5 protein-coding genes are annotated in these 8156 nt (G+C 70.9%); all 5 read left to right on the top strand.

The features are described from left to right. A partial coding sequence (locus tag WAS25_RS07065) for a hypothetical protein (protein WP_422310813.1) occupies positions 1–682 on the top strand: 682 nt, incomplete at its 5' end. After that, complete coding sequence (locus WAS25_RS07060; RefSeq protein ID WP_422310812.1) at positions 679–1629, top strand: DUF1175 family protein; 951 nt, start codon at positions 679–681, stop codon at positions 1627–1629. The genes WAS25_RS07065 and WAS25_RS07060, both read left to right, overlap by 4 nt. Before the next feature lies 1 nt (position 1630). Further along, complete coding sequence (locus WAS25_RS07055) at positions 1631–6373, top strand: alpha-2-macroglobulin family protein (RefSeq protein ID WP_422310811.1); 4743 nt, start codon at positions 1631–1633, stop codon at positions 6371–6373. After that, complete coding sequence (locus WAS25_RS07050; RefSeq protein WP_422310810.1) at positions 6370–7233, top strand: hypothetical protein; 864 nt, start codon at positions 6370–6372, stop codon at positions 7231–7233. The genes WAS25_RS07055 and WAS25_RS07050 overlap by 4 nt, the downstream gene beginning before the upstream one ends. Beyond that, positions 7220–8029, top strand: coding sequence for a hypothetical protein (locus WAS25_RS07045; protein WP_422310809.1), 810 nt, complete (start codon positions 7220–7222; stop codon positions 8027–8029). The genes WAS25_RS07050 and WAS25_RS07045 overlap by 14 nt, the downstream gene beginning before the upstream one ends. The last annotated feature ends 127 nt before the right edge of the window (positions 8030–8156 follow it).

Below are 8156 nucleotides of genomic sequence, written 5' to 3'. Positions count from 1 at the left end.
GCTCTGGAACGGCTGGGTGTCCGCCCCGGCGCTCGATCCCGCCGAGAAGGCCTCGCTGGCGGAGCTCGCGCGGCTGCGGCGCGAGGATCCCTGGCGGGCCATGCAGGCCCAGCGCGATGGAAAGATCGCGGCCTTCGGTGGCTTCGGCGAGCCGGGCATGACGCCCAGCCTGGCCCTGGCCCTGCCAGTGCAGGGCGCGAAAAAGGTCCAGGTGGAGAACCTGCTGAAGAAGCTCACGCCCCGGCTCTTCAAGGGCCAGAACCAGAAGCAGGCCTTCGGCACTGCCGAGCTGCACCGCGTCATGACAACCCAGGCCTTCCGGCCCGCCTGGACCCTGGTGGCCGACACGCTGGTGCTGGGCACGGATGAGGCCGCCGTGAAGGCCGTGGCCGCTGGACTGCAGGGCCAGGCGCCCACCCTGGCCGACAGCGAGTCGAAGGCCTGGGCCCGCATGGAGCTCGATGGCGCGCGCACCGCCAAGGAGCTGGAGAACCTGCTGCTGGCCTTCCTCCGCAGCCGCACCGGCAGCGGCTGGTGGATCGGCGAGACCACCAACGGCGACGAGGCCGCCGCGGAGCTGGCCTTCAGCCTCGGCCCCTTTCTTGGGGCTGTGAGGGCCCTGGGACCCGTGAAGATCGAGTGGAACTGGACCCCCGGCGGCCTGGAGGGACGGCCGCGATGAAACCCTCTCCCATCCTGGTCGCGGCCGGCTGCGGTCTGCTCCTGGCTGGTCTGGGCCTGGTGCCCGTCTTCCATCGCGTGACCGTCGAGGCCCATCCGGGCAATCCGGTGACCCGCGTCCGTGTGGAGAGCCGGAGCCTGCTGGCCATCCAGCGCCCGGCTTGGGGCCTGGCTCTGACGGGCGCACCCAGCTGGTCTGATGGCGAAGCGGGGTTCTACCTGTTGGGCGTAGACCGCCCGCAGCAGCTTCAAGTCCGGGCCTGGCCGGGCTTCCGCCAGCCTCTGACCCTGGCCCGCACCACGGGCATGACCCCGGCCGGGCTGCGCGAGGAGGGCGACCGCGAAGCCTTCCGTACCTGGTTCGTGGCGCTGCTGGAGCAGCAGCTGGAGGGCCCCAGCCCTGCCTGGGAGCCCGCCCAGCGCGATTGCGCCGGCCTGCTGCGCTTCGCCTTCCGCGAAGCGCTGGCACCCCACACGCAGGCCTGGCGTGAGCGGGTGGCCTTCACCACCGGCGCGCCCGGGCAGGATCCGTCGCCCACCTTTGCCCGGGGCTGGCGGGCCGGCTTTCCGACTCCCGAAGGCCCCCAGCCCTTCGCGCGAGGCCTGTATCTCCGGCGCCTGGCCTGCGATCCCGCGGGCCGGGACCTGCAGCTGGCGCGGCCCGGTGACCTGATCTTCTTCGCCCGGGGCGGGGCCCACGCCCAGCCCGACCACGCCATGGCCTTCGTGCGGCCCGACGTGGACGGCGCGCCCATGCTGCTCTACCACACGGGCCCTGAGGGCAGCGGGCGCCAACCCGGCGAGGTGCGGCGCGTGCGCCTGGACGACCTGCTGCACCACCCTGATCCCGACTTCCGTCCCCTGCCCGAGAACCCCGCCTTCCTGGGCCTCTACCGCTGGCGCCTGCTGGCGGGTGTAGCCCCCGACGCTTCCACCTCAAGGTCCTGACATGCGCTGGTTCCGCTTTGCCCTCACCCTCCTGTTGCCCGTGGCACTGCTGCTGCCCACCCTGGGCACGGCCCAGAAGCGCCCGGCCGAAGGTCCCTGGCGCGAAGGCGGCTGGACCGGCGCCTTCGCCACCCTGAGGCCGACGCTGCCGGGCAAGCCGGGCCAGCTGGAGGCCGCGGGCCCCATTCCCACCGAAGCCCGCATCCGCATCTACCGCGTGGAGGATCCGGACGCCTTCCTGAAGAAGGTGTTGCTGGAACGGGGCACGGCCGTGGCTGAAGGCGGGCGCGGCATGCAAGATCCCCTCGACGTGCTGCGCGAGGCGGTGCTCTGGGGCGGCCGGCGCGCCTTCGTCACCGTGCACCGCACCGCCACCCAGGTGCTGCGGGACGCCGCCAAGCAGACGGACCGCTTGACCTCGGCCAAAACCAGTCCCGCACGGGTGCGCGAAGGCTCGGCCCTGCCCCTGGAAGGCCAGGCTGGCATCACCTTCGTGACTGAGCTTGTGCCGAAGGTGAGCGAGGACATCACGGGCAAGAAGGGCCGCGAGGACGACGAGTCCGGCGACGAGGGCTTCCTCAGCCGCGTGGAGCTGCCCGCCCAGCCGGCAGGCCTGTACCTGGTGGAGGTGCTGCGCGGCACGGAGGCGGCCTATGTCCCCTGGATGGTCACGGACCTGGCCCTGCTCTCGGAGCAGGACGGCGCGAAGCTCCGCGTCCAGGCGGTGGATGCCCGCGATGGCGCCCTGAAGCCGGGTGCGGCCGGTCAACTCATCGAGGGGACGAAGCTGCAGCCCCTCACCTTCGACGCCACGGGCAGGGCCGAAGCCCCGGTCACGCCCGGCGTGCGCCGGGTGGTGCTGGCCCGCAGCGGCGCCAGCCTGGCCATCCTCGCCAGCGAGGGCCAGAGCGCGGCCTCGGTGCGCCAGCGCCTCTACGCCTTCACGGAGCGGCCCCTTTACCGGCCCGGCCAGGAGGTCTTCGCCAAGGCGATCCTGCGGCGCGTGGAGAAGGGCGAGAACCGCGTGGTGGGCGGCTCCCCGACCCTGGCCTTCACCGTGCTGGATCCCGAGGACACCAAGGTCACCGAAGGTCAGGCGAAGCTCCTGAACGCCGAGACCGGCACCTACGCCGCCCAGTTCAACCTCCCGGGTGCGGGCCGTCTGGGCCTCTACCGCATCGTCTTCCAGGGCCCCCAGGGACCCGGTCAGGCCGAGTTCAAGGTGGAGCAGTTCGTGAAGCCCGCCTTCGAGGTGAAGGTCACCACTGAGAAGACCAAGGTGGGCCTGGGCGATGCGCTCAGCTTCCACGCCAATGCCCGCTACTTCTACGGCGCCGCGGTGCGCGGTGCCAAGGCCGACTGGTTCCTCTACAAGGTGGTGCCGCCCAAGTCCAAGTGGATCTGGGACGACGAGGACTCGGGCCCCGCGCCGGAGCTGATGGAGAGCGGCCAGCTCGAGCTCGATGCCGAGGGCCAGGCCGACCTGCCCAGCTTCAAGGCCGAGAGCGACGGCCTCTGGCGCATGGTGGTGAAGGTCGCGGATGCCGCGGGCCAGCGCAACAGCGGCCAGGCGCAAGTGCGCGCCGCCGCCGGCGACCTGGTGCTGATGATCGCGGCGGACCGCCAGGTGGCGCTGCCGGGCAAGCCCTTCCAGGTGACGGCGCGGGCCCTCGATCTTGATGGCAAGGAGGTGCCGGGCATCGCCATCGCCCTGCGGGCCGCCCGCATCGTCGCCCTGAAGGACAGCGCGTACTGGTGGTCGCGGCCCAGCGCCCTGAAGCCCGGCGAGACCGTGGCCTCGGCCCCGGGCCCTCAGGCCATGCTGAGCATTCCCGAGGGCGGCGCCTTCCTCCTGGTGGCCGAGGCGAAGGATTCCAAGGGCCGCCCCGTGGTGGCCCAGCGGCAGATCACCGTGGCCGCCGAGGGCACGCCACTGCCCGCGGTGCCGGACCTCCGCGCCGCCGCCGACAAGCCCGAGTACCAGCCCGGCGACACGGCCCGCATCCTCGTGCAATTGCCCCGCCCGAAGCTCACCCTGCACTGGGCCATCGAGCACGAGGGCCTGGGCCAGCGCCAGAGTCGCGCGGTGCCGGGCACCACGGCGCTGGTGGACATCCCCGTCACCGCCGCCATGCAGCCCAATGTCTGGGCCGTCTTCGAGATCGTGGTCGAAGGCCGCCGCCAGCTGGTGGAGGTGCCCATCCGTGTACCCAAGCGGGACCGCCGCCTGTCGGTGGCCGTCACCACGGACAAGGAGCGCTACCAGCCCGGCCAGCCCATGAAGGTCTCCGTGGCCGTCACGGATGCTGACGGAAAGCCAACGGCCGCCGACCTCAGCGTGGGCGTGGTGGATGAGGCCATCTACGCCCTGAGCCAGGAGCTGCACCCCGATCCTGTGCGCTTCTTCCACCCCACGCGCCGCCACGGCGTGCTGCGCTCGGGCTCCACGGACTGGAGCTTCCATGACCTGCTGCGCCGCCAGCGCCCGGTCTGGAGCCTCAAGCAGACGAAGCGCGGCGACTTCAAGGCCGACGACGACGACAAGGTGCGCCAGAACTTCAAGGACACGGCCCACTGGGCCCCCTTCGTGGCCGCAGGCCGAGACGGGAAGGCCAGCGTGGACCTGGTGCTGCCGGACAACCTCACGGCCTGGCGCGCCACGGCCACGGCCATCACCGGCGACACCAAGGTGGGCGTGGGGCGCAACTCCAAGCCGTCGTCGAAGCCCCTGCAGGTCGCGCTCACCCTACCGCGAACTTTGAGCGTGGGCGAGGAGGCCCGGGCCATCGCCCTGGTGCGCAACCTCTCCGGCCAACCCATCCAAGGGAAGATCAGGTTGGAAGTCCAGAACGGCCGCTTCGCCGGCACGCCCGAGGGCACGTTCAGCCTACAGGACCAGGGCGAGTACCGCTTCGCCCTGCCGCTGTTCTCGGACAAGACAGGGCCGCTCTCGGTCACGGCCCGTGTGGAAGGCGGCGGCCTCAAGGATGCCGAGCGCCAGCGCATCACCGTGCAGGATCAGCTGGTGCCCGCCTCCATATCGGGCTCGGTGGTGCTGGATGGGGGCACCCAGACCTTCACGTTGCCCGCGCCGCCCTCCGCCAAGGGGTACGCCATGCTGGTGCTCACCCCCGTGGGCAACCTGGAGCACTTGGCGGGGCCTTCGCTGCCCTACCTCATCGGCTACCCGTATGGCTGCGTGGAGCAGACCCTCTCCAGCTTCGTGCCCAACCTGCTGGTGGCGGACCTGGTGAAGCAGGGCGCCATGCCCGACCTGGACTGGAAGAAGCTCACGGACCTGGACCGCAACATCCGCGACGGCGTGTTCAAGGTGTATGGCTACCAGCAGCCCAACGGCGGCTGGGGCTGGTATGCGCCCAACGACTTCGGCATGGAGGCCAACCCCCACACCACGGGCTATGCCATCCAGAGTTTCGCCCTCATGAAGCGCCTCGGCTATGCCGTGGACGAGGGCGTCTACCGCCGGGGCCGCCTGGCCGCGCTGAACCTGTTCCAGCAGGTGGCCCGTCAGGCGGACCAGGGCGGCCGGGTGGCCGGCTCCAAGAGTCCCGATCCCGAAGGCGATGCCGCCTTCCTGCTCATGGCCCTGGCCCAGACCGGGGAGCCCATCGCGGGGCTCATCGACAGCTCCGCCGACAAGGTGTTGGCCGGGAAGTGGGCCGGCACCCACGTCCACGCCATGGTCGCGCTGGCCGCCGCTGCGGCGAAGCATCCCAGGGCAGCAGCCCTGGCCGAGCGCCTGGAGCAGCGGGCCGTGGTGAAGGGCGGCCTGGCCCGCTGGGAGGGCCGCCGCGAGACCTGGTGGAGCTACAACTCGGGTGACATCGTCCCGACCGTGATGGCGCTCAAGGCCCTCTGCCTGGCAAGGCCGCAGTCACCGCTGATTCGCCAGGGAGAGACCTTCCTGGCCTCGGAGTACCGGGGCTACGGCTGGTATTCCACCTGGAGCACGGGCCAGATCGTGGATCTGCTGCCCTACCTGATGAAGACCCGGAAGCTGGACTTCGGCCCGCTGTCCATTCAGGCGGCGGTGCAGGGCGGCCCCTCCTTCGAGTTCAAGGAGCGCCCCGAGACGCGGCGCTGGAATGCCCGGGAGCCGCGAGCCGGCAGCTACGGCATGGCTGAACCCAAGCCAGTGACCGTCACGGCCAGTGGCAGGGGCCTGCTGGTGTGGACCTACGCCTACCAGGTGCCAGGCAGCGCCGCGGGTGTGCCGAAGGGTGAGGCCTCGTCCGCCCTCCGTCTGGCCGTGACGCGGAACCTCTGGCGGCTGAAGACGCCGCAGCAGACCGGAAATGCCCGCCAGGGCTGGGTCCGCGAGCCCTGGACCGGCACCATGAAGGCCGGCGAGGAGGCCTGGATGCAGGTGCAGTTCCGCACGGACCGCGACGCGGACTACGTGATGCTGGAGGTGCCCATCCCCGGCGGCCTCAACCCCACAGTGAAGCTGGAAGGATTCGTGCTCGAGGGCAAGCCCTTCACGGAGGCAGGTTCCTCCGATGTCTGGACCAAGCCCCGCATCGAGGTGCATCCGGACAAGGTGACCTTCCTCTTCCACCGGGCCTGGAGCTGGAACACGCACACGGTGCGGATCCACCTGCGGGCCGGCATGGCGGGCAGCTACCGCCTGCGCCCCGCGAAGCTGAGCCTCATGTCGAACGAGGGGCAGTGGGCCACCTGTGATGGCCTCGACCTCAAGGTGCAGGACGGAGGTGCGCGATGAGACCGCTGCTGCTGCTGGCCCTGCTCTTGGCCGCACCGGGTCTGATGGCGCAGAAGGCCGCCAAGCCCAAGCCGCCCGTGGGGGCCTCCTACGCACCGGACCTCAAGCTCTGGCGTCTGGAGGTCGCGCCGGATCTCGGCGGCTGGTCCAGCGACCGCACCGTGAACCTGCGGCTCAAGCTGGTCGATCCGAAGGATCCGAATCCGCCCAAGGATGAGCCGGGGCGGCGATACTACGACGACTACGAGGATGAGGGCGGCTACGATCCCGGCGGGGAAGACACCCGCACCGCCGAGCAGCTGCGGCAGGCGCGGCTGGAACGGGAGGCCGAGGCCGCCCGCCAGGCTTGGCGTGCGCGCACGCTGAAGGTGTGGTTCAACGGTGCCACGCTCAACTGGTCCGTCCGTCTGGGGTACACCCTGGCCACCGACCTGACGGCGCAGAACGGCGAGAACCGCCTGGAGATCCTGGAACCCGACTCAGGTCTGCGGGTGGTGCGCAGCTGGTGGGTGTCCACCGCGCGGACCCGCCTGCGGGTGGTGTCCATCCAGGCCAACGACGAATACACCGGCGGGAGCCTCCAGGTGCTGGAGCCCGATGGCGCCGTGGCCGAAGGCGGCCGCCGCACGGCCTCCGGCGGCATGCTGCGCTGGTCCGGCGAATACACCCACGACACCCCGACGCCCGGCACCTACACGCTGAAGTGGATGGGCGGCTGGCGCGGCGGCAAGCCCGCCCGCATCAAGGTGGAGGCCGTGCTGGATGGCGGCACCGACCAGGAGCGCCGATGGACCTGGGAGCGCCTCATCCTGCCCGGTGCCGGGCCCGTGACCATGGGGACCTTTGATGTGGAACCCTAGGAGCCTGCTGATTGCCTGCCTCGGTGCCCTCCTTCTATCCGCTCAGGCTGCGCCCGCCCCGCTGAAGGAGCCCATCCTGAAGCCAGGTGAGGGCTTCGCCATCACCACGGGCAACGGCGAAGTGGCCACCTATGGTGAGGCGAGGAAGGAGGCTCCCATGGGCAGCCTGGCCAAGCTGGTGTGGCTGCGCCTGGAGGGATCCGAGTGGGCCAGCAAGAACGTGCGGTTCAAGTGCACGGGTGCCGCCGGACCCTATGTCTGCTGGAACCGCGAGGGACACGGCCAGGTGGACCTGGGCAAGGCCCTGCAGGAAAGCTGCAACCTGGCCTTCCTGGCCTGGATCGCGGACTCCCAGGCCAGCTGGCGCACCGACTATGGCGAGGCCGCGGCCCGAGTGCGGATGGAGGATGTGTTCACGCCCTTCCTGGGGCGGCGGCTGCCGCCCGGCGATTCCCTGCCGCCCCTGACGGCGGCCTGGGTCGGCGACGGGGACCTGCTGCGAACCAGTCCGGAGGGCTTCCTGCGCTGGCTGATGGAGCCGGACATCGCGGAGGTGGTGGCCTTTGGCAAGCGGTTCCTGGCTGGCGCCTGGGTGGAGTTCCGGGAGCTTTTCGGCAAGGAGGGCTGGTGGTTCAAGACCGGCACCGCTCCTGTGCCTGGGGAACCCGCTGCCACCAGCGCCTGGGTGGCTGGCGGCTCCGGTGCGACCCTGGTGGTGCTGCACCTGCCCCGAGGACGCGGCAAGCAGGAAGGCCTGGCCCGGATCCGCGAGATTCTGGGGCTTAAGGCCAAATGATCGTCCTGGTCGCGCCCGCGCCCCCCTTTACGCCGCCGACCTTCGAGGGGGACCTGGGCGCACAGGCGCCGCTCGAAGAGGCCTTGCGGGTGGCGCTGGCGGCCACCGCCGCCCATGGCCCCTGGCC

Source organism: Geothrix sp., assembly GCF_049292215.1.
Taxonomy (GTDB): Bacteria; Acidobacteriota; Holophagae; order Holophagales; family Holophagaceae; genus Geothrix.
This window is presented reverse-complemented; position numbering and strand designations above follow the sequence as displayed.

Coding starts and splice junctions, on each gene's coding strand:
- WAS25_RS07060 (WP_422310812.1), top strand. CDS start 679: ATGAAACCCTCTCCCATCCTGGTCGCGGCCGGCTGCGGTCTGCTCCTG.
- WAS25_RS07055 (WP_422310811.1), top strand. CDS start 1,631: ATGCGCTGGTTCCGCTTTGCCCTCACCCTCCTGTTGCCCGTGGCACTG.
- WAS25_RS07050 (WP_422310810.1), top strand. CDS start 6,370: ATGAGACCGCTGCTGCTGCTGGCCCTGCTCTTGGCCGCACCGGGTCTG.
- WAS25_RS07045 (WP_422310809.1), top strand. CDS start 7,220: ATGTGGAACCCTAGGAGCCTGCTGATTGCCTGCCTCGGTGCCCTCCTT.